This window comes from Flavobacterium sp. NRK1, assembly GCF_024054175.1.
Taxonomy (GTDB): domain Bacteria; phylum Bacteroidota; class Bacteroidia; order Flavobacteriales; family Flavobacteriaceae; genus Flavobacterium.
Window position 1 is genome coordinate 1,951,664 of record NZ_JAMXLA010000001.1, and the last position, 21,793, is coordinate 1,973,456.

A 21,793-nucleotide genomic window follows, 5' to 3' on the forward strand; every position below is an offset into this window, starting at 1 on the left:
TCGATAAATCTAAAGAGATTATTAATTTGGGATATGTTATTTTAATAATTATTTAACATTTGGCCTGAATATATTGTCGTTATAAATCTCTAATACAAAGTTATGCTAAGTGTTTTATAATTAAGGTGTCATAAAAAGTCAAGATGAGGGGGTGTTTAAGACAAAAACAAGTATATTTGTTTTCTTCTCTAATTTTACTGCTATGCAATTAGGAATCTTGCTGACCAAAGACCACCGCCTGCTGAGTGTGGCCGCTATACTGGACGTATTTGAAACGGCTAACCGTTTTTATAGTCAGGATGGTTTAAAAGAGCCTTTTACTATACACCTGCTGCTTTTGCCTAAGCATGAGAGTATGCCATTCGCGGGACATACACCACAGGCACCAGGGAAAAACGAATATTATGATCTATTGCTGGTACCTTCATTTACAGGCGACACTATTTCAGATTCACTAAAGTCAAACCTAGAATGGATTCCGTGGCTGCAGGATCAGTATAAAAAAGGAGCTGCTGTTGCAAGTTTTTGCACAGGGGCTTTTTTATTGGCCGCATCCGGTCTGCTTGATAACAAGCCTGCAACCACACATATAAATGCAGAAGCCTCTTTTGCAAAAATGTTTCCTTTAGTAAACGTGCAGGCAGAGGCTGTTGTAACCGAACAAGACAGGGTATATACCAGTGGCGGAGCTACCAATACTTTTCATTTGCTTATGCTGCTGCTGGAAATTTACTGCAGCAAAAAAACTGCTGTTAAAGCTGCTAAAGTTTTTTCTATTGATCTTGACAGAAACAGACAGACCTATTTTGGAACTTTTACTCCGGCAGAAGACCATGGTGACGATCTTGTGAAAAGAGCACAGGAAGAAATAAAAAAACACTTTAATACTGCAAATACAATAGAAGAACTTATTACTGATGTACCTGCAAGCCGTAGAAATTTAGTAAGGCGTTTTAAACAGGTTACCGGTATTACCCCAATAGAATACCTGCAAAAAACCCGTATTGAGGCAGCTAAGCAAATGCTGGAGCAGTCACGTTACAGTATATTGGAGGTAATGCTTGAATCGGGTTATAATGACCTGAAAACATTCCGTACACTGTTTAAAAAAAATGTGGGCATGACCCCAAAAATGTACAGGGAAAAATTTAGCGGGCAGCTTGTTTAAGCTTGATTGTCTGATATTGAGAACTCCAGTCCAAGGCCTCTGTAACTATTAATCGTTACAGCAGGATCGTCGTTAAAATATTTTCTCAGGCGGCTTATAAATACATCCATACTCCTGCCCGAAAAAAAATCATCACTTCCCCATATCTCATTAAGTATTTCATCACGTTTTATCACGCGGTTACGGTTATCAAATAAATAATTTATAAGATTTGTTTCTTTTTCGGTAAGGCGGCATACATTATTATTACAGGTTAGGGTATAATTTTTAGTGTCAAAAATATATTTACCTATGCTTATTGGGGAAGAAGTGTCTGCAGCATGAGTATATAAGCGCTGTGAGCGCCTTAGTATATTAGCTATTCTTAATAGTAGTTCATCTGCCTCAAAAGGTTTAACTATATAATCATCCGCACCCAGTTTAAGGCCTCGTATTTTGTCTTCTTTCATACCTTTTGCAGTTAAAAAAACTATAGGTGTTTCCGGAGATTTATCCAATATATTTTCCGCAAGGGTAAATCCATCCATTTTAGGCATCATAACATCCAAAACACAAATGTCGGGTTTTACTTCAGGAAAAATTTCTAAAGCCTTAGCGCCTTCTTGTGCCCATGTAACTTTATAGCCCGAAATTTCAAGATATTGCTTTAAAATACTTGCGTAATCAAAATCATCTTCTGCTAATAATATATGCTGTTTCATGGCTGTGGTATGGATATTATAAATTCAGCACCCTTGTTTTCCTCACTATTTACGGTTACAGTTCCATTATAGGCTTTTATAAGCTGATGTACATAATATAAACCTAATCCAAGCCCTTTTGTTGTATGTATATCTCCTTTTTGTATACGGTAAAACTTTTCAAAAATGGCTTTCTGTTCTTTTTTTGGTATGCCTATGCCATTGTCATTTACTGTAAGTTTTCCGTTAGATAAAGTCACGGTAATGGAATCTGCCCCGTATTTTATTGCATTGTCTAGTAAATTCACTAAAATAGTAGCAAGGTGAAATTTGTCAATATGCAGTACTGTATCAGGTTTTGCATTGCACTCAATCTGTACTGAAGGGTAGGATAGCTTAAAATCTGTTACTACCTCTTTTATTGAGTTGCAGTCAGATGGTAAAATGTTATCAGGGATTATTTCCTCATTAATAGAAGCCTCGCTTACCTGTCTAAATAGTTTTTGCATACGCACATTCTGCCTTTCAATAATATCCAGCGAATGGTTAAAATGTTCAGCAGAAATGTCTCCTTCTTTTTTACGAAGTGTTTTTATGGCAATATCTAATGCCGCTATAGGCGTTTGAAACTCGTGTGTAATATTATTAATGAAGTCGGTTTTAATATCAGCAATTTTTTTCTGGGTTATAAGATTTTTTATAGACAGATAAAACAGCAATACAACAAAAGTGAGTAATACTACCGAGAAAATTAGTAACCCCGACATTTTAATGAAAATCTCTTTTTCCCAGTTTGATATGCTGTAATAACGTTCTGTTACTACTACAAAATTAAATTTCTTTTCACTGTCGCCGTGCCATGTAGATTGTGAGGCCTGCGTTTCAGGATTTTGACCGGGATTGTTGCCAAACAATAGCATTTTACCCGAAAACAGATTATCAGCTTTTTTTTCATCATCGGTGTATATGCCTACCGATATAAGATAATTAGCAAATGTTACATCATATCCTTCAAAAAACCGCTCTTTTTTTATGTACTCGGAAATCACTTTAGATAATGAATCCTCGGTTTTTTTGATCAGTTTGATGTAATCCTTTTTAGATACTTTTTTGTCGTAGTAGAGATCTGCAAAGCACCTTGTTTTGCCCATCCATGTATTGTTTAGCGTGTCCAGCTTTCCGGTAGTTTCCAGTTTAAGAAGCTGCTGGGTAATAGCCTGATTTGCCTCTTTAGCCCTGAGCAGATAGGTGTTGTATATAAAATATCCCTGTATAATGGCAAGTGCCATAACAGTAAAAATGCATCCGGTTATAAGAAAAGCTATTTTTCGCTTCATGGTTATAGTTAATACAAGTTACAAAACTACTGTTTTATTGCATCCGTAAAAGCAGTAACAATCCCATTAACCTGTCATTAACCCAGCGTTAACCGTATTACATTAAACATTTATAGAGATTTGTGGTAATCAATCATTAAATCACCATGAGTTCAATCATCACTTTGCTGCTTTATGGCAGTATCAAAAAACGTTTATTAGCATTTATTATTACTTTAATTACACTCACCTGTACGGCACAGAACCCTTCCGTATCGGGCAGTGTGTTTGACACTTCTAAAAACCCTGTACCTTTTGCAGATGTGGTGTTAAAGCAACAAGTTCAGGATTCTACTTTTGTAAAAACATCTTTTACAGATGAGCATGGTCATTTTGAAATTCTTAATGTTAATGCAGGAGAATATTTACTTACAATAAGTACTATAGGTTATGAAAATTATACAACAAAAATTACCATAAATAAAAATCTTGTTTTACCTGATATAGTACTTCAAAATAGGGCTAAAGAGCTTGATGATGTTGTTATAAATCAGAAAAGGCCCATTGTAAGGCGAAAAATAGACCGGATTGAGTTTGATGTAGAAAACTCTATTATATCGTCAGACAATGCATGGCAAATTGTAAAAAAAACACCCGGAGTAAATGTGGTAGGCGATGGCATTAGTATACGCGGCAGCAGCGGCATACTTGTTACTATTAACGATAAGAAAGTGTACCTTACAGGAACAGAACTTAAAAACCTGTTAGAAAATACTAATGGTGATGATATAAAATCTATAGAAGTTATTACTACACCGCCGGCAAAATATGAGGCGCAGGGTAGTGCGGTGCTTAATATAAAAATGAAAAAAAATGTAGGCGGCGGTTACAAAGGTTCTGTTTCAGGGGCTTATGTACAATCTATGTATCCAAAGGGTGTTGTGGCAACCAATCATTATTTTAAAAATAAAAAGCTTACTGTGTTTGGCGGGTATATGTTTGGTTCAGGACATTATTACGGAGAAAGCAGGGGCGAGGTGCGCTACACTAACCCTGAAGACAATACCATAGCTTCGGTTTGGAAAAGCAACGAGAAGTCGCATTACAGAGCCACACAGCAAAACAGCTACAATATAAGTGCAGAGTATGCTATAGATACGCTTAATACAGTTGCGGTAGGGTTTAATGGCTTTTCCAGTCTTAAAAGTACAGCATTAATAGATACGCCTACTGCAATTTATGATGGTAATGGCAGGCTGGATTCTTTATTTACCAGCCACAATCACAGAGATTATCCGCAAAAAAATAGTACAGTTACGGGTTCATATGAACATATATTTAATAAAGATCATAAAGTTATTTTTGCGTCAGATTATACCAGGCATTATTTTAACCAGGAACAGGATATAACCGCAGGGATTTCACTACCGGGAGAAGCCCCCCATACACAGCAGGATATAGGGAGTAATGATACAAGACGTATATCACTTTTTTCGGCACAAGCCGATTATAATGGTAAGGACGGCGAAACTTCATTTGAAGCCGGTATGCGGTATGGTAATGTGAGTGCAAAAAATATTTTTGATTATGAAAGTACCATCAATGGAGTGCCTGCTTCATCACCAGGCTTATCAAATAACTTTTTATATGATGAAAATATACTTGCAGGATATATAGGTGCAGAACGTGAGTTTGGTAAATGGGGTTTTAAAGCAGGCCTTCGGGGTGAGCATACCAGACTAGAGGGGAACTCGGTAACAATACGGGAGGTAAACAGGCAGGATTATTTTAAACTATTTCCGTCTGCCTATGCATTGTATAAAGCATCAGACAATCATCAGATAGGCTTGTCTTATGGTAAGCGTATCATCAGGCCGCAATACAGCGCGCTAAATCCTTTCAGGTCTTATAATACACCTTATTCGTATTCTACTGGCGACCCAAGGCTTCAGCCTGCTATCACGCATAACTTTAGCCTGCAGTATACATTAAAGTCAAAGTATAATTTCGACCTTTTTTATCGTTACGAAAAAGATCCGTCTTCTGAAGTAATCTATCAGGATTATACAACCAATACCATTATAACTAAATATACTAACATAAGCAGAAATATAGCGTCAGGGCTTGAGTTTAATACCAATGTGCAGTTTTTTGAATGGTGGGAAGCCGGTACAATGAGCACCATTGGCTACCAGGAAAATACATTTCAGGGAGCTGACGAAAGTATGCAGGTTATAAGCCAGTGGACCCTTTATACCAGTGCAAACAGCCGATTTACATTAAATAAAAAGAAAGACATACTGGCAGAATTTGATTTCTTTTATATGTCTCCTGCGGTACAGGGTGCTTTTAAACTAAGCGATATTTCAAGTCTTTCGTTATCATTTAAAAAGGTGTTTTTAAATGAAAATGCTGAAGCAGGAATCCTGCTTTCAGATATTTACAGGGGTGAAAGGCAAACTATAACCACTCAGTACGGCAATCAATACAGCAGATATAATAATTATGGCGATTCCCAAAGTTTCAGAATCTTTTTCAGATACCGTTTTGGAAATCAGAAACTGGGTGAAGGAAAAACCCGTGAAAGTACTGATGAGCAAAAGCGTTTATAAACAATAACGTTTGAGTTAGTTATCCGCAGTTACTATTACGGGTAACTGCGGACTTTTTATTAAGAATAGTTGGTATATTTGCACTCTGATAAGTTCTTTACTTAATTTCTATTCAAACGGGAATGGTTTTTGGCGCAAGCCGGAATTAAAAGGGAATCGTGTGTAAATCACGAACTGTCGCGCAACTGTAAATGCCCAAAAAATTTTTATCAATTATGTTCACTTTTTGCCATAGCAAATGGGAAGGACGATAAAAACGGCATAAGTCAGGATACCTGCCATTACTAACTTGACAATGCTTTCGCGGTTTAAAGTAATTGGTTTCTGCATAGGTATTGCTATACCTATATATAAACTATACTTTTTAAGGCATTGTGAAATAGGCAAAAGAGCTTTTAACTAATTATTAATTTTTTAAAAGCGAAATAATGTTTACAACCAATTTGGGCATTTTGCCTTTCTGATACTTTTTTAGTCACTTACCTGTTACCCATATTGAACAGCGGGTAACTTTTACAATTCTGTTTAAGATATGCAGGATTTAAGAAAAAACAATTCCAATATATGAATACCAGAATAAATGCAGCTATAACGGCTGTGGGCGGGTATGTTCCTGATACTGTACTGAACAATGCCAAGCTCGAAAAGATGGTTGATACATCAGATGAGTGGATTACCAGCCGTACAGGCATTAAAGAACGCCGGATTTTAGAGGCCGGAAAAGCAACATCGGATATGGCTGCGATGGCAATAAAAAATTTACTTAACAATACGGGAGTTAATCCAGATGAGATAGAAGTTCTTATAATTGCTACATCTACGCCAGATCATCAACTGGCACCTACAGCACCGCTCGCAGCACAAAAAGCGGGCTTAAAAAACGCATGGGGATTTGATTTTAATGCGGCCTGTAGCGGCTTTTTATATGCATTGTCTGTAGCAGCATCGTTACTAGAAAGCGGCAGGCATAAAAAAGTACTTTTAGTAGGTGCAGACAAAATGAGCGCTATAGTTAATTATGAAGACCGTAATACCTGTGTGCTTTTTGGTGACGGGGCAGGAGCAGTGTTGCTGGAGCCTTCTAAAGATGCTGGAGCCGTACTTGATACAGTATATCGGTCTGATGGTAACGGAGTACAGTTTCTTTCAATACCGGCAGGGGGTTCTGCTGAAGGTACTACAGAACAGACACTACTTGAAAAAAGACATTATGTAGAGCAAGATGGCCGCACAGTATTTAAAAATGCTATAAATGGTATGACTGCTACGAGTATGGAAGTACTTGAAAAATGCAATTTTACAACAGAAGATATTGACTGGGTGGTGCCACATCAGGCAAATCTTAGAATTATTGATGTTGTAGGAGAAAAATTAGGTATAGCAAAAGAAAAAATTAAAGTAAATATACAGCGATATGGAAATACAACAGCGGCAACATTACCACTTTGCCTATGGGATTTTCAAAACGATTTTAAGCCGGGAGATAAACTATTGCTAACTGCTTTCGGAGCAGGATTTACATGGGGCAGTACCTGTATTATATGGGGCGGGCTTAGAAATAATAATAAAAAATAAAATGACATTACAAGAGAAAATTGATGCTGCGGAAACGCATATATTTAAAGCGGTATTTCCTAACACTACAAACCATTATGATACCCTTTTTGGTGGTGCAGCAATGCACCTTATGGATGAGGTTGCTTTTATAACCGCAACACGTTTCAGCAGGCAGAGGGTTGTTACCGTGAGCAGTGATCGTATTGATTTTAAGAAGCCTATTCCGGCAGGTACCTTTGCTGAACTTATAGGTAAAATAACTCATATAGGTAATACAAGTTTACAGGTTCATGTAGAGATTTTTGTTGAAGATATGTACTCAATGTCAAGAGAAAAAGCCATAACCGGCAATTTTACTTTTGTAGCAATTAACGAGAATAAAGAGCCCGTACCTATTATTAAATAGGCTATGGTTTAAGTAGTGTATTTAGGTGTTTGCTTTTTAGCAACCCATTATATTGAAAGAGAATTTTATAATCAGAATCTAAAAATACCCAATAAGGATAACTGCTTTTGGCTTTGCTCAATTCAGCAGCTAATGCATTAATGCCACCCGTTCCCTGTGGTATAAAATGATATACTTTTCCATTAAAAACAATTGCCTCATGCGATTCTGCATTGAACGCTATATAATAGTAGTTGTTTACCAGTAATTGCATGAGGTTGCTATCCTTTTCAATCTGTTTATTCTGAAGTTTACATATGGCACACCAGTCAGTATATATTTTTATAATTATTGGTCTGGGCTCCTGTGCCATTTTTAAAGTTAACTCTGTAAATGTTACAGTATAGTTTTTCTGGCTGTAGCCAAATGAAGCAGCAAAGATTATTAATAGTATAAGAAACTGTTTTTTCATGTGAGTGCTTTACTAAATTCTCCCTCCGTAAAAGAATATGCCATTTTTTTCTAAAACAAATTATATCGTACTCCAATAAATATTCTTCGACCCTGCATTGAGGCATAATTATAACTCGTATCAAAAGTATATCCGTTAGGATTATTTACGGGGTCATTTACATGTTTATTAAAAGGGTCAAACGGGCGTATCAACGGGTCATTAGGTACAAAGTCGAATATGTTTTTCATGCCTCCGTAAAATTCCAGCCCGTAATCAAATTTTTTAGTAAACTGTATATTGGCTGTACAAAACCATGGCGAATATTCGGGCCTGTAATCATTAGGTAATATAGGCAGCCGCATGGGTCCATACCAGTTACCTGTAATATCCATACTATAATTATTATTAAAACTATAGCTGACTACAAAGTTCCCCGACCATTTAGGAGCATGTAATTGCTGTGACCTTTCTTCTTTTAAATCTTTCTTCTCAATCTGGAAAACATCCATATACGATATGCCGGCTAATACTTTTAAAGGAAATGTAAAGGTTAGATCGGTATTTAAGGAAATACCCTGTGATATAGCGTGCCCTTTAAGGTTGTCATAAATAATCTTATTCGGATCTGTATCAAAATCGCCTACTATCTTGTTAGTGAAATAAGAATAGAATCCGGTAATATCGAAGCCTATAAAAGCTATATCAGTTGGTACTTTCAATACATAATTAAGATTACCGTTATATGATCGTTCGGGTTTTAAGGCTTCTGTAATAATTACATCCCTTGCACCGGTAAGCGCAGCATGGTCTTCGGTAAACAAATTTACCACCCTGAAACCTGTACCAAAACTTGCTCTTATTGTGTTATTTTGATCAGGCGAAAATTTGTAAGCCACTCGTGGGGAATGTACTGCGCCATGATTCTTGTCATAATCAAAACGATAGCCTCCCAATACTTTATGTTTATTGTTTAATGTCCATTCATCCTGAATAAATATTCCGGGCAGGGGTGTTTTTTGCGGGCTATTGCCTATACCGTCCGCATTAGCTGTAGCCGGAGTATTGTCATCATATACAGTATAGCGCATAGCTGCACCCAGTAAAAAGTTATGATTTGTACCAAACTCTTTATCACAATATGCTTGGACAAATGCTACCTGTTGGGTTGCCATATAAGGTGTTACTCCGTAATAAGAATTCTGGTTATGCCAGTTATATGAAAACTGGGTAAAAATTTTCTCTGTAGTTGGCAATTGATAAAGGCCTATTAGTTCTGCACGTTTGGTATAAATGCTTTCACCATAAATACTGTCACTACCGCGCCATTTTTTATCCCAGTTCATTTCGCCGCCCCACCGGTCTTCATAAACGTATCGCCCGGCAATGCTGAATACCCTGTTTTCCTTACGGTCAAAATTCCATTTATTAAATACCGAAATACGGTCCTGTTGCGTTACATCGGTAAAATTATCGTTGTTCTTATCTGCACGCACACCGTATTTAAAATAGTTAATGCCTAATAATGAAGTTGCAGTTCCTGCTTTAAGTTTTACAGCCCCGTCCAGGCTAATCTCTCCCCAGCTTGTCATAAAAAAATCTGCGCTTACTGCGGGTGCTTTTGTGGGGGTTTTGGTGATAACATTTATAATGCCTCCCATAGCTTCAGAGCCATATAATGATGATGCAGGACCTTTTACAACTTCTATCCGCTCTACCAGGCTGTTGGGAATACCACTTAACCCATATACGGTTGAAAGTGCGCTTACAATGGGCATACCATCTATGAGTATTAATGTATATGGGCCTTCCATTCCGTTTATATGAATGTCGCCGGTGTTGCACACATTGCAGTTTAATTGCGGCTGAACGCCATTTACCATACCCACAGCTTCAAATAAACTTGCGGTTGGGTTCTTTTTAAAAAGCTTAGGAGTTATTATTTCTACAGGTATTGGGCTTTCTGTACGGCTTATTTCTTTCATTGTACCCGTAACAACCACTTCTTCCAATAGTTGGTTATCATCTTGTAATGCTATATTTAAAATTACAGTCTCAATTTTGTCAATTGTTATTTTTTTACGCTCTGTTTTTAATCCTACTGCGCTAAAAATAATTTCATAAGTTCCAAAAGGAATATTTTTTATCTCATACATTCCTTCATTATCTGCAGATAATGTTAACCCTAATGGGGTTACAATTATACTTACGGCTGGTAGAGGCTCATTGTTTTGAGTTATTTTTCCTTTTATACTTCCTTTTTGAGCTAAAAGAGGTAGTGAGGCAAATAATAATATCAGGGTAGCTATTTTCATCATCTAAATCTATAATTAGTATTGCAAAATTATAAATTTAGTCTAATCTAAAAATTATTTTAAATACTATTTTAATTTTTTATTTGAAAAATCTAATAATTTGTTGTTGTTTAATAGTTTGTCGTTCAAATATTTGTCTATAAATAGATTAAGATAAGTTATAAAATCAAAAAACCCTTCAGATGAAGGGTTTTAAAACTTGTTGTATTATATTTTACTTACAAATTAACACGGATAGTAACCACCTGCTTGTATTTTGTGACCTGTAATTTTTAAAGTATAAGTCATGTCGGGATTTAAAGAATAATCCCATGTTACCGCCCAGTGCTGGCCATTTGCATCTATACCTACACCGACATACTCACCCGGCTCAGAACCAATTGATTCCCTTTTACATATAATTTTTAACTTAACCGGCTTGCCATATGTTGCTTTATCATTTACATCGTCACCTATAACATCATAAGTTTCGCCCACCTGTGGTTCTATCATACTGTCAAAATGTGGCTCTTCTTCCATAACTTCTATTGTTTCCCCAACTACAGGCTCTTCCATAGTTTTGTAAACCCTTTCATTGCTTTTAGTCTGGATGTTAGATTGATCCGGGTTAGGCGTTGAGCCTTCATCATGTGAGCATGATGTTATACTAACTGTCAGGGCTAAACCTAAAAACAAAACTACTTTCTTCATTTACTTATTTTTAATATTAATAATTGATTGGAAACCCGAATGTATTAAAAATCCCTACGCATTTACAAATAAAATAACATGTTTTTAACTATAATGATTTAAATGTAAACTGCATTCTTTTAAAAGTTAATAATATTATTATGCTAAGCTTTAAAAAATAATGAAGTAATGCACTGATTTAGTATTTTTACAATTCAGGAAATAAATATTTATTTTGGACTCAAAAGGAGATTTTATAACATTAAAACCACAGCATGAACAGGTAGCCAGGTATATTGACTACTATTATTTTCATGTGTCTGATGATCCGGGTTTCAGGAATAAATTTTTTTTCTACCCTAATTATAAACATGCACTTACAATTTATAAAGGATCTGATATTACCCTTACAGAAGAAGGATCGCTTGTTACGCAAAACGGAGTTGATACAATAGATTGCTTTTACTCAATAAATACTGATAAAAACATCAAAGTAGAATTTCATGGCATTTTTAATAAAATAGGAATAGTTTTTAATCCGTTAGGGCTGAATCATTTTGTAAAGGGCCCTGTAGCCGATATTTTTAATATTACAGTTAATAGATTTTCTTATTTCGGTGATGCTCTTAATACAACTGCCCAATATGTCTATAATGAAACTGATATAGATAAAAGGGTTAAACTTCTGGATGCTTTTTTTGTAGAAAACTTTATAGGATTTGATGAGCCTGTAATAAAAAGGGCAGTACAGGAAATACTTAACAGTAATGGTTCGGTTAAAGTTGAAGACCTGTCAGGACTTCTTAAAGTAAACAGAAAAACCCTGCTCAGGCTTTTTAAAAAACATTTGTGCTGCAGTGTGGAAGAATATAAAAAACTGGTAATGTTTCGTAATGCACTTAATTATTCGCAACAGGCAAAAGATGGAGCATCACTTACAGATGTGGCTCTGTACAATCTTTATTATGATCAGGCACATTACATAAAGCATTTTAAATCGGTTACAAAACAATCACCCAAAACACTTTTATCTAAGCTTACAAGATTAGGCAGCCAGGAAACATACTGGAATTTTGAAGATTAAGAGGGTTGTCCCAATTTTACAATTTTATAAAAGACTCCTTTCTGATATTTGTACTATAATTTTAAGCTTTATAGTTATGAAAACTATATACAGGCACCTTTTAGTTTTTGGTACATCATTATTAATATGCCTTTTAACTGGTTACCTTATCGATGTTCTTTTTAATGAGAAATGGTACAGGTATCTTATTACGAGTGCAATGATGTCTTCTGCTTTATATTCTTATCAGTCTAAAACACCTAAAAAACAGTAATCATGGTAAAACTGCTACTAATAGTTATGTCGGTTTTGGAAGCAATGGTAGACGTTGTAAAATCGCTTTTTTCTAATTTATTTCAGTAAAACAATTAAAAAAATAGTTCTGAGAGCTAAACAATATTTGGCCTGTACTTTTACATATTTTGTTAAAGTACAGGCTTATTTTTTATGAGGGAATTTAATCTGTTAGATTTGCAGCTAAAAATTATTGAACTTCGGATGCTATTGTATATGTTTTTAAGGAATTGATGAATTCAATTGGTCATTTTTCACATTTACTTAAAAAAAATGGCATACAATTGGCTTAGCTTTGCGCTTAGCATTACTATTATTAAATTATGAAGGTAAAATATATTGTTTATACTCTTTTAATTGTTGGTCTTGGTGCACTTGTGTTTTATCGTGTCTCTGAGAATAAAAAACAGAAAATGGAAGCGTCCGGCGGGGGCAAAGATGGAAAGAAACCTTCTATGGCTGTAAATGGAGTGGTAGTAGCTCCACAGGAATTTGCTAATACACTTTCACTTTCAGGTTCTATAGAGGCCAATGAGCAAATTGAAGTGAGAACGGAAGTTTCGGGTATAGCAGAAAAAATATTTTTTACTGAAGGATCTAAAGTCGCAAAAGGACAGGTACTTGTTAAGATTAATGATATTGAACTAAGGGCACAGGCAGGCCAGGCAAAGACCAGGCAGACACTGGCTGCTGAAAATGAGAGGCGCGCTAAACTATTGTTGGAAAAAGAAGCTATTAGTCAGGAAGAATATGATATAGCCAGTGCCGATTTTAAAACAGCAAAAGCCCAAACACAACTTATTAATGCCCAGATTGACAAAACTTCTATAAGAGCACCATTTTCGGGAACTATTGGCTTGCGTAATATATCACCCGGTACGTATGTTACCCCTGAAACGCTTATTGCCAGCCTGGTAAACAGCAGTCAGATAAAAATAACTTTTTCTGTACCTGAAAAATATGCTTCGCAAATGAAGGTAAATGGTACTATAACATTTACTGTAGCAGGGAGCGACGAAACTTTTGAGGCTAAAATATATGCACTTGAACCTGCTGTTGAGGTGGCTACCCGTACACTTAAAGTAAGGGCTATTGCAGAAAATTCTAAAGGCAGGCTATTACCGGGCACTTTTGCCAATGTAATACTGCCTCTTAAAAAAATTGAAAATGCTTTTATTATTCCTACTGAGGCCATAGTGCCTGTGCAGGGAGGAAAAAAAGTATTTATCTCTAAAAATGGGAAGGCTGAGGAAGTAATGGTAGAGACAGGAACGCGTACTGCTAAAGATGTAGTAGTACTTTCAGGATTAAAAGCAGGAGATACGGTACTCACTACAGGGGTACTTACCCTGAAAAAAGGAACTCCGGTTAAGGTAACTGTAAATAAAGCAGAAAATTAACTATGAGTTTGTCTACAATTAGCATAAAAAGGCCTGTACTTACCATAGTAATGAATATTGCTATTATACTTTTTGGAATAATAGGCTATACATTTTTAGGAGTAAGGGAGTTTCCATCTATTGACCCTGCACAAATATCGGTACGTACCAGTTATGCAGGTGCAAATGCAGATATTATTGAATCACAAATTACAGAACCTCTTGAAAAAGCCATTAACTCTATTGATGGTATCAGGAATATTACATCGTCAAGTAATCAGGGATCGAGTAGTATTACTATAGAGTTTGAGTTAGAAAAAAATCTTGAAGAAGCAGCCAACGATGTACGCGATAAAGTATCGCAGGCTGTTAGAAGCCTTCCTAAAGATATAGATGCGCCACCGGTTGTATCAAAGGCAGATGCAGACTCTGAGTCTATTATTGCCATGACTGTAGAAAGCCCGACGCGTAACCCGCTTGAACTTAGTGATTATGCAGAAAATGTTATAGCCGAAAGACTGCAGACTATTCCTGGGGTAAGCAGTGTACAGATCTGGGGGCAGAAAAAATATGCCATGCGATTATGGCTTGATCCTATTAAGCTAAATTCTTATGGGATTACAGTAAGTGATGTTCGTTCGGCACTGGATAGCCAGAATGTAGAATTGCCTACCGGTAAGTTAACAGGAGCGAACACGGAGCTTACCATTAAAACTATGGGTAATTTATCTACCCCCGAGCAGTTTAATAACATTATTATAAAATCGGAAGGAGATAAGATAGTTCGTTTTAGCGATGTTGGAAGGGCTGAATTGGGTCCGGAAAATGTGGAAACTAAAATGACAAACGATGGCAAGCAGCTTGTAGGCCTTGCTATTATACCACAACCGGGTACAAATTACATAGATATCTCTGATGCTTTTTATGAGCAGTATGATCAGATAAAAAAAGAACTTCCCGCCGATCTTGTAACTAATGTTGTTATAGATAATACAGTATTTATTAAAAAGTCGGTGCTCGAAGTGGCAGAAACACTTGGTATATCTATTATACTTGTAACCCTTATTATTTATCTCTTTTTTAGAGACTGGGCTATTGCATTAAGGCCATTGCTTGATATACCGGTATCACTTATAGCTACATTTTTTATTATGTACATTTTTGGTTTCTCTATAAATGTATTAACCCTTTTGGCAATTGTTCTGGCTACAGGACTTGTGGTAGATGATGGTATTGTGGTAACCGAAAATATATTTAAAAAGGTAGAAGAGGGTATGACGCCTATAGAGGCGGCTGTAAAAGGTGCCAACGAAATATTTTTTGCGGTTATTTCTATCTCTATAACACTTGCTGCGGTATTTCTTCCTGTAATATTTCTCGAAGGTTTTGTGGGCAGGTTATTTAGGGAGTTTGGGGTAGTTATTGCAGCAGCCGTGCTGGTATCAGCATTCGTCTCATTAACTTTAACACCAATGCTAAATGCCTATCTTATTAAGGGAGTACATAAAAAGTCAAAGTTTTATGATTTAACCGAGCCTTATTTTGAAAAAATGAATGCAGCGTATGCAAATGCCCTTAAAGGATTCATGAAAAAGAAATGGCTGAGTTTTCCTATACTAATAGTTTGTCTGGGGCTTATAGGTTTTTTTTATGCTACAATACAAAAAGAAACAGCTCCTTATGATGACAGGAGTTTTATAAGAATGAGCATTACTGCACCGGAAGGAGCTTCTTATGATTACATGGATCGTTTTATGCAGGAAATGGAACAGCTTGTACATGATTCTGTACCTGAGAAAAAAGCCAGTCTTGTTATCACCTCACCCGGATTTGGTTCTGCATCTGTAAACAGCGGACGCGTAATACTAGCCTTAAAAGACACTGATGAAAGAGAGCGGTCGCAAAAAGAAATTGCTGCCGATCTTTCTAAATGGACTAAGCGTTATAGTGAAGCAAGAACATCGGTATCGGAACAGCCTACCATAGCGGTTAACAGAAGAGGAGGTTTTCCTATACAGTATATTATACAGGCACCTAATTTTGAAAAGCTACGTGAAAAAATACCTGTATTTATGGATGAGGTAAGCAAAGATCCTACCTTCTCAATGACCGATGTAAATCTTAAATTCAACAAGCCTGAAATAAATGTATCTATAGATCGTGAAAAAGCAGAAAGCCTGGGCGTATCTCTGCTGGATGTTGCACAAACGCTTCAGTTGTCACTGAGTGGTCAACGCTTTGGTTATTTTATGATGAACGGCAAACAGTATCAGGTGATGGGGCAGTTTGAGCTCCAGGACCGCGACGCACCTATAGATCTTACGTCTACATTTGTAAAAAGCAATACAGGAGAACTTATTCAGTTAGATAACCTGGTTTCTGTAAAAGAAGAAAGCAGCCCGCCTCAGCTTTATCATAATAACAGGTATATGTCGGCAACTGTATCGGCAGGCCTGGCACCGGGTATGAGTATAAGTGACGGTATAGATGCTATGGAAAGGGTTAAGGCAAAAGTGCTTGATGACAGCTTTACTACAGATCTTGGAGGAGAATCCCGTGATTTTGTTGAGAGTAGTTCTAACACTTTGTTTGCGTTTGGACTTGCTTTACTGCTAATCTATTTAATACTTGCAGGGCAGTTTGAAAGTTTTATAGATCCGTTTATTATTATCCTTACAGTACCAATGGCTGTTGCTGGAGCATTATTATCGTTATGGCTTTTTGGTCAGACATGGAATATCTTTAGCCAGATAGGAACCATTATGCTTATAGGCCTTGTAACCAAGAATGGTATCCTCATAGTAGAATTTGCAAATCAGCTGAGGGAAAAAGGAGTGCCAAAATATGAGGCCATTATGGAAGCTGCCGAATCACGACTTCGTCCTATTTTAATGACCAGCTTGGCTATTGCACTTGGCGCATTGCCTATCGCTATGTCGTTAGGGGCGGCATCTACCAGCAGAATAGGTATGGGGGTTGTTATTGTAGGCGGAACTGTATTTTCGCTAATACTTACCTTATTTATAATTCCTGCAATTTACTTTATGTGGTCGCGCCCTAAAAAACATCGTCCTGAATTTGATAATCTTAAAGACTAAACCATTTACTATATGAGGTTTTGCCTATATATTATATGCATTTTGTTTGCTGCAAAAGCATCTGCACAAGAGCTGCTTACGCCAGAGCAGGCTATGGCTATTGCATTAGAGAACAATTATGATATTAAACTTGCTAAAAATGATCTTAAAGTTGATGAGCAGAATGTAAATCTTGCCAACGCAGGGTTATTACCTAATGTTTCAGGAACATTTACACAGAATAATAATATTCAGAATTCCAAACAAACCCGTACAGACGGTACAGTACAGGAACTTAATAATGCCCGTAACAATAGTATGAATTACGGCGTTAACCTGGGGTGGACAATTTTTGATGGCTTCAGAATGTTTGCCCGCTACGATCAGCTGCAGGAATTGCAAAAACAGGGTGAGACTGAACTAAAACTTATGATACTTACGCGCGTGACTGATGTTATGACTACTTATTTTGATTTAGTACAGCAACAGCAAATGCTTACAGCACTTGATACTGCTATTGTAATATCAAAACAAAGAGTTACGGTTGCAGATAACCGTTTTAAAATAGGTAAGGCATCTAAACTTGAGGTACTTAATGCCCAGGTTGATTTAAATACCGACCAGACCAATTATCTTCGTCAGAAAGAATCGTTTGAAAATACCAAGACCTATTTAAATGAGCTATTAGCAAGAGATCTAACTACACAGTTTAAGGTTATAGATGTTGTAACAATAGATGAAAAACTTAAACTGGCAGACCTTATGAATCTTGCCTCTCAGCAAAATCCGCAGATTCAGCTTGCCTTGATAAACAAACGTGTTGCCGAACTTAACCTCAAGCAGGTAAAAGGAGCGAGATATCCACAGGTTGCTGTAAATACGGGTTATATATTCAGCAGTAGTGAATCGAGTCTTGGATTTGCTAAAACTAACGACAGTCATGGTCTTAACTATGGCATATCGGCATCAATAAATATATTTAACGGCTTTTTACAGAACCGACGTGAAAAAGTTGCAAAACTGCAAATAGATAACAGCCAGATATTAATTGATCAGCAGACACAAGCTATTAATTCGCAGTTGATTTCGGCTTATCAAACCTATCTTACTAATCTTGAACTTGTGGAGCTTGAGGCACGTAATGAAGAGATAGCTAAGCAAAACCTTGATATTACTTTAGAGAAATACCGTATAGGTACTATTACCCAATTGGAGGTACGTGCAGCTCAGCTTAATTATGTTAATGCTCAATCCAGAAATAGTACTGCTCAGTTTCAGGCTAAAATATCTGAAGTTACTTTAAAAGAACTTGCAGGAAATGTTAATTTTTAAATATAAAATATAATAAAAAATGCCATTATATGTTAATGGCATTTTGTCATTTTAACTGAATAGCGATGGCTATTTATCAGATATTGAAGATTCATAAAATGCTTTGAGTGAATTAAATTTTAAGGAAGGTTCTAAGTCGCCTTCATAATAACCGTACACTGGAGAATTTTCCTCAAAAGTCAAATCTATAAACATGAAAATATAACCTTGATGGACATGGAATACAAAATGATTTTTTTCAAGGATAAAATCACTATTATCGTCTTTTAATAATTCTTCTGCATATTCTCTTAAACTAAAGATAGTATCGTAAAAACAATCTGAACCTATCATAAAACCATCTCCATCAGCTCCTAGATTTCTTAAAAACTTTTTATAGTCAGTAGGTAATTTTACTTTATAATAATCTTCAATTTTTTCTATTTGGACTTCGTTTAAGCCTTTGAATTTATATCCTCTATCTTTTAGTTTTTCTATATAATCCATGTTATTACTTTAGTGTACCAAAGTAATAAAAAAAACCTCAGGCATTACCGGAGGTTTTTGGGTATTATAAAAGGTATAAATTTAGAATACCAATGTTTGTATAGATCTTGGAAGCGCTTCAACTTCTACAGCTTTGCCATTAATCCAAAGGAAATAGTTTACTTTTTCTTCGCCTTTGTTCATAACCACGACAGCAACTTTACCGTCGGTGTTTATAAATGCAGTAGCATCAATAGCGCTACGGCTTGTAGAGCATGCAATTCTTTTAGCACCCGGGCGAACAAATTTAGAGAAGTGGCCTATGTAGTAATATTCATTTGTAAAAATTAATTCACCTTTTTTAGTGTCAGCGTGAATAGGAGCGAAGCAAAGATTCTTAACGTGGTTAGGACCTCCTGTTTCATCAAGAAGTATATTCCAGTCTGTCCATGCTGTAGTACCGCTGTTAAAGTCGTTTATAAGGTTGTTACCGTATAGTTCTCCCAGTTTCCAGTCGCCTATCTTAGCAAGATTAAATTGTTCTTTACAGCCTTCGGTAAAGATAAGATTGGTTTGAGGAAACGTTTCGTGAACAAGTTTAAGATTGTTGAACATTTGCTCTCCGCCATTCCATGTTTCATACCAGTGGTAGCCTATACCCCAAAGGTATTTAGCTGCTTCAGGATCATTAAGTATAGATGCTGCTCTTTGGAAAAGCATATCACGATTGTGATCCCATCCTATAATTTTTTTGTCGGCATAACCTGCTTTATGCATTGCAGGGCCTAAAAAGTTTTTAAGAAAATCACGCTCTTCTTCACCAGTATAAATGCAAGACTCCCATTTTTGAGTTGCCATTGGTTCATTTTGAATAGTAATACCCCAAACCGGAATACCTTCCTTCTCATAAGCTGCAATAAATTTAGTGTAGTAATTGGCCCAGCTCTGGTAGAATTCAGGCTTAAGTTTACCACCTTTAAGCATGTCATTATTGGTTTTCATAAAAGCAGGCGGGCTCCATGGCGAAGCATATAAAGTAAGCTTTCCCCCGGCAGCATCTATTGCTTTTTTGATTAATGGAATGCGGTACTTTTTATCATGGTCTATGCTAAACGATTTAAGTTCCTTATCACCTTCTTTTATATAAGTGTAACTTTCGCTCGCAAAATCGCAGCTATGTATCGTAGTTCTGGCAATGGTATAGCCTATACCTTTATTTACGTCATAGTATGCATCAAGAAACTGCTGTTGTTTATCTTTCGGCAATTTTGCAAAAACTTCGGCAGAAGCATCTGTAATTGCACCACCAAAGCCCATAACTGACTGAAAGGTATGCGTAGGGTCTACAAATACTGATGTTTGCGTTTCCAACGGCTGTTTCATTTCGCTAAAACCAAGAGTATTGGCTGCTGGCGTAATTTTAAGGTCGGTATCCTTAGCAGTGGTGTACACTGTCACTTTTTTGCCATCTGTGGTAAATGGCTTTTTAGTTTGGGCGAAAGCAACGCTTCCCGAAACTAAAAGGATTAATAACGGAATTTTTTTCATGAATAGATGTTTTAGCCTGAAGGCCGTTTTTTGGATGTTTATTTGGATATTAGAATATTAAAAAGAGGTAAGCTTTTTAAGAGATGCTATAGTTGATACCGGATCTTCTGCCCTAAATACATAGTTTCCTGCAACTAAAACATCTGCACCGGCTTCCACTAATTGTTTAGCATTTTTATCACTTACACCACCATCAATTTCAATTAGGGTAGAAGCACCATTACGGGTAATTATTTCTTTAAGTTGTTTTACCTTGTCATATGTTCTTTCAATGAAAGACTGCCCTCCAAAACCGGGATTAACACTCATTAAGCAAACTACATCAACATCTTTAATAACGTCTTCAAGAAGTGATACATTAGTATGAGGGTTTACAGCTATACCTGCTTTCATACCTTCTGCTTTTATGGCCTGAAGTGTACGGTGAAGGTGAGTGCATGCTTCAATATGTACAGTAAGATTAGTAGCCCCTAATTGAGCAAAAGTTTTAATATACTGGTCAGGATTAACGATCATAAGGTGAACATCAATCGTTTTTTTTGCATGACGTGTAATTGCTTCAAGTACCGGCATACCAAAAGAGATGTTGGGTACAAAAACGCCATCCATAATATCAATGTGGAACCAATCGGCTTCACTGTTGTTTATCATCTCGATATCGCGTTGCAGGTTGGCAAAATCTGCCGAAAGCACAGATGGTGCTATTAGGGTATTTTTCATTGTGAATTTGTATGTTTAGGCAAAGATAGGTTTATACAATAAACAGGCAAAGTGACAATGTCATAAAATTACACCTTTAAAAGTTTTAAAAATGTATTTTAACTACCTATCGCGCTGAATTTCCTGTTACTATGGGTTTTCTTCCTCATCTTTAATGAACCATTTTCGCTGAAAATCCAGGTTTAATAAGATGGTTCTTATTTTCATGTCTGGATAATTTTCTTTCAGGCTCTTATACCATTCAAAAGCCTCACGATTTACTGTTGGAGCGGATTTGTGTGCATACATACCCCATGTAATTATAATCGTTGCATCATAATCATTATTGTCTGTATCTGCGTTTTCCTGAAAATTAAAATCACTTACCCACTCATTAATATATTCTGTTTTATCGGCGGGTGCAGCGTTTATTTTATCGGCGTTGTTAATGGCATGCCCACATGATGTGCCTTTAAAGTCGTTTTCTACCAAATAGCCTTCTTTATTGAAAAAAAAGGCATCAGGTATGGTGAAGGCATTTTTCTTTGCAAATTTTTTAAGTGCAACAGTATCTTTTAATGTTGCGATATCAGCTTTGTTATAAATCACTTTACTGCTGTCAAGAAAGTGGGTCATCGAATTGTCCGTCTGCGGTTGGAAATCAGGATTAAATTTTTTTGAAAATGTAATACTGCACGATGTTAAAGTTAATATGCAGGTAAGGAGTAACAGTTTTTTCATTGCTAAGAAAAGTATTTCAACAAAAATAATAATTCTTACAGA

The 21,793-nt window shown here is 36.3% G+C and carries 18 protein-coding genes and 1 riboswitch; of the genes, 9 read left to right on the forward strand and 9 right to left on the reverse strand.

Going from position 1 to position 21,793, the window contains the following annotated elements; all coding sequences use genetic code 11:
* The first annotated feature begins 202 nt into the window (after window positions 1-202).
* Window positions 203-1,168 (forward strand): GlxA family transcriptional regulator, encoded by a 966-nt coding sequence (locus NHE85_RS08920; RefSeq protein WP_252811682.1) that lies wholly within the window; start codon window positions 203-205, stop codon window positions 1,166-1,168.
* Here NHE85_RS08920 and NHE85_RS08925 read toward each other — a convergent pair.
* Entirely contained in the window at window positions 1,165-1,869 is a 705-nt protein-coding gene (locus NHE85_RS08925; protein ID WP_252811683.1) for a response regulator transcription factor, read from the reverse strand. The two genes, NHE85_RS08920 and NHE85_RS08925, sit on opposite strands and share 4 nt — an antisense overlap.
* Window positions 1,866-3,185 (reverse strand): sensor histidine kinase KdpD, encoded by a 1,320-nt coding sequence (locus NHE85_RS08930; protein WP_252811684.1) that lies wholly within the window; start codon window positions 3,183-3,185, stop codon window positions 1,866-1,868. The genes NHE85_RS08925 and NHE85_RS08930 overlap by 4 nt, the downstream gene beginning before the upstream one ends.
* Before the next feature lie 146 nt (window positions 3,186-3,331).
* Here NHE85_RS08930 and NHE85_RS08935 point away from each other — a divergent pair, with 146 nt between their 5' ends.
* From NHE85_RS08935 to NHE85_RS08945, 3 genes are all read left to right on the forward strand, one after another.
* Window positions 3,332-5,776 carry an outer membrane beta-barrel family protein gene (locus NHE85_RS08935; RefSeq protein ID WP_252811685.1) on the forward strand — a complete coding sequence of 815 codons (2,445 nt, stop codon included), beginning with the start codon at window positions 3,332-3,334 and terminating at the stop codon, window positions 5,774-5,776.
* Between the two features lie 106 nt (window positions 5,777-5,882).
* Window positions 5,883-6,074: riboswitch (cobalamin riboswitch) on the forward strand.
* Between the two features lie 266 nt (window positions 6,075-6,340).
* Window positions 6,341-7,351 carry a beta-ketoacyl-ACP synthase III gene (locus NHE85_RS08940; protein WP_252811686.1) on the forward strand — a complete coding sequence of 337 codons (1,011 nt, stop codon included), beginning with the start codon at window positions 6,341-6,343 and terminating at the stop codon, window positions 7,349-7,351.
* A gap of 1 nt (window position 7,352) precedes the next feature.
* A complete protein-coding gene (locus tag NHE85_RS08945) occupies window positions 7,353-7,739 on the forward strand; it encodes an acyl-CoA thioesterase (protein ID WP_252811687.1) in 387 nt (128 codons plus the stop codon).
* Between the two features lies 1 nt (window position 7,740).
* Here the strand turns inward: NHE85_RS08945 and NHE85_RS08950 are convergent, their stop codons facing one another.
* The 3 genes from NHE85_RS08950 to NHE85_RS08960 all read right to left on the reverse strand — a co-directional run bounded on the left by NHE85_RS08950 (window position 7,741) and on the right by NHE85_RS08960 (window position 11,174).
* Window positions 7,741-8,190, reverse strand: a complete 450-nt coding sequence (locus NHE85_RS08950) for a thioredoxin family protein (protein WP_252811688.1) — start codon at window positions 8,188-8,190, stop codon at window positions 7,741-7,743.
* Between the two features lie 50 nt (window positions 8,191-8,240).
* Window positions 8,241-10,487: a TonB-dependent receptor domain-containing protein gene (locus NHE85_RS08955; RefSeq protein WP_374676556.1), complete on the reverse strand. Its 2,247-nt coding sequence runs from the start codon at window positions 10,485-10,487 to the stop codon at window positions 8,241-8,243.
* 222 nt (window positions 10,488-10,709) lie between these two features.
* A complete protein-coding gene (locus tag NHE85_RS08960) occupies window positions 10,710-11,174 on the reverse strand; it encodes a hypothetical protein (RefSeq protein WP_252811689.1) in 465 nt (154 codons plus the stop codon).
* Window positions 11,175-11,388: 214 nt separating this feature from the next.
* On the opposite strand from NHE85_RS08960, the gene NHE85_RS08965 reads away from it, so the two are divergent.
* From NHE85_RS08965 to NHE85_RS08985, 5 genes are all read left to right on the forward strand, one after another.
* On the forward strand, window positions 11,389-12,237 hold the full coding sequence (locus NHE85_RS08965) for an AraC family transcriptional regulator (protein WP_252811690.1): 849 nt from the start codon (window positions 11,389-11,391) through the stop codon (window positions 12,235-12,237).
* A gap of 76 nt (window positions 12,238-12,313) precedes the next feature.
* Entirely contained in the window at window positions 12,314-12,490 is a 177-nt protein-coding gene (locus tag NHE85_RS08970; RefSeq protein WP_252811691.1) for a hypothetical protein, read from the forward strand.
* Window positions 12,491-12,833: 343 nt separating this feature from the next.
* Window positions 12,834-13,910 carry an efflux RND transporter periplasmic adaptor subunit gene (locus NHE85_RS08975; protein ID WP_252811692.1) on the forward strand — a complete coding sequence of 359 codons (1,077 nt, stop codon included), beginning with the start codon at window positions 12,834-12,836 and terminating at the stop codon, window positions 13,908-13,910.
* A gap of 2 nt (window positions 13,911-13,912) precedes the next feature.
* Window positions 13,913-16,987 (forward strand): efflux RND transporter permease subunit, encoded by a 3,075-nt coding sequence (locus NHE85_RS08980; protein ID WP_252811693.1) that lies wholly within the window; start codon window positions 13,913-13,915, stop codon window positions 16,985-16,987.
* 12 nt (window positions 16,988-16,999) lie between these two features.
* Window positions 17,000-18,298 carry a TolC family protein gene (locus NHE85_RS08985; protein WP_252811694.1) on the forward strand — a complete coding sequence of 433 codons (1,299 nt, stop codon included), beginning with the start codon at window positions 17,000-17,002 and terminating at the stop codon, window positions 18,296-18,298.
* Between the two features lie 69 nt (window positions 18,299-18,367).
* On the opposite strand, the gene NHE85_RS08990 is transcribed toward NHE85_RS08985, so the two are convergent.
* From NHE85_RS08990 to NHE85_RS09005, 4 genes are all read right to left on the reverse strand, one after another.
* Window positions 18,368-18,784, reverse strand: coding sequence for an SMI1/KNR4 family protein (locus tag NHE85_RS08990; RefSeq protein WP_252811695.1), 417 nt, complete (start codon window positions 18,782-18,784; stop codon window positions 18,368-18,370).
* Window positions 18,785-18,865: 81 nt separating this feature from the next.
* Entirely contained in the window at window positions 18,866-20,311 is a 1,446-nt protein-coding gene (locus NHE85_RS08995) for a glycoside hydrolase family 30 beta sandwich domain-containing protein (protein WP_252811696.1), read from the reverse strand.
* A gap of 57 nt (window positions 20,312-20,368) precedes the next feature.
* Window positions 20,369-21,031, reverse strand: coding sequence for a ribulose-phosphate 3-epimerase (rpe, locus tag NHE85_RS09000; protein WP_252811697.1), 663 nt, complete (start codon window positions 21,029-21,031; stop codon window positions 20,369-20,371).
* A gap of 129 nt (window positions 21,032-21,160) precedes the next feature.
* Window positions 21,161-21,751 (reverse strand): hypothetical protein, encoded by a 591-nt coding sequence (locus NHE85_RS09005; RefSeq protein WP_252811698.1) that lies wholly within the window; start codon window positions 21,749-21,751, stop codon window positions 21,161-21,163.
* Window positions 21,752-21,793: the final 42 nt, after the last annotated feature.